Raw genomic sequence first — 1,312 nt, 5'->3', positions numbered from 1 at the left:
AGATAGAGTCCGTATAATTGTGTAAAAAGAAAAGGTCATTTGAAACCTAAACTAGTACAATGTTTTCAACGACAAAAACCAACTAGGAGGAACAAATGACCCAATTACACTTTACAATTAATCAAGAAGAAATACAAAATTTAATTAATGAATCTGTAGATAATAAAATTGCTAAATCTATCTTAACAAAAGTTTTTAATGAACTTATGGAAAAAGAAAGAGACGAATATTTAGAAAATACAGCCTATCAAAGAGATCCTAGCAGAACTACTTATCGCAATGGATACTACGAACGTGACTATACAACAAAAATAGGAACATTAACTTTAAAAGTACCTAGAACAAGAGATGGTAAATTCTCGACAGAACTATTCGAAAGATATCAAAGAAATGAAAAAGCCCTACTTGCAACCATGCTAGAAATGTATATTCAAGGAGTATCAACAAGGAAAGTATCCAAGGTAATAGAAAACATGTGTGGTAAAACATATTCTAAATCCTTTGTATCATCCCTAACTAAAGAGTTAGACGAAGAAGTAAAACTATGGAGAAATAGTGACCTAAGTTCGATTAAATATCCTTATGTAATTGTAGATGTAGTATACATAAAAGTAAGAGAAAACAATCGAGTAGTATCAAAGGCCTGTCATATTGCAATAGGAATAAATGAAAAAGGAAATAGAGAAATAATAGGCTTAGACTTAAGCTCTAGCGAAAGTGAATACTCTTGGTCAAACTTCTTTGAATATTTAAAATCTAGAGGGCTATGCGGCCTTAAAATGGTCATATCAGACGCCCATAAAGGCCTAGTAAAAGCAATAAAAGAAACATTCGTAAATGTAATATGGCAAAGATGTCAGGTACATTTCTTAAGAAATATCCTATCAAAAGCACCAAAGAAAAACACTGAAGACTTTAGAACTGATATAAAAACACTATTTAAAATCCAGGATATAAACATAGCAAGAAAAATGAAGGATGAGATCTTCTTAAAATACGAAAACGAAAAGAAATTTGAAAACTCATTAAACGCCTTAGATGAAGGATTTGAAGATACCTTTGCATACCTAGCTAATGATGTAATTCATAGTAGACTTAGATCAACAAATTGCTTAGAAAGATTAAACGAAGAAGTTAGAAGACGAGAAAAAGTAGTTAGAATATTCCCAAATGAAGAATCAGCTATACGATTAATAGGCGCAATCCTCATTGATATCAATGAGGATTGGATAACATCTTCTAAATTGTATATTAAAATGAAATAGTAATTATTGTGCTAGTAAATTTTACACAATATTATGGACTTGACTAA

At 30.4% G+C, this 1,312-nt stretch carries 1 protein-coding gene; it reads left to right on the top strand.

Annotated features, from left to right (window positions below):
- Positions 1 to 95: 95 nt before the first annotated feature.
- Positions 96 to 1,265 carry an IS256 family transposase gene (locus tag BQ7474_RS00050; RefSeq protein WP_073997053.1) on the top strand — a complete coding sequence of 390 codons (1,170 nt, stop codon included), beginning with the start codon at positions 96 to 98 and terminating at the stop codon, positions 1,263 to 1,265.
- Positions 1,266 to 1,312: the final 47 nt, after the last annotated feature.

This window comes from Anaerococcus urinomassiliensis (genome assembly GCF_900128425.1).
GTDB lineage: Bacteria > Bacillota > Clostridia > Tissierellales > Peptoniphilaceae > Anaerococcus > Anaerococcus urinomassiliensis.
Note: the sequence above shows the minus strand (reverse complement) of the source record. Positions and strands in the feature narration are given on the sequence as shown.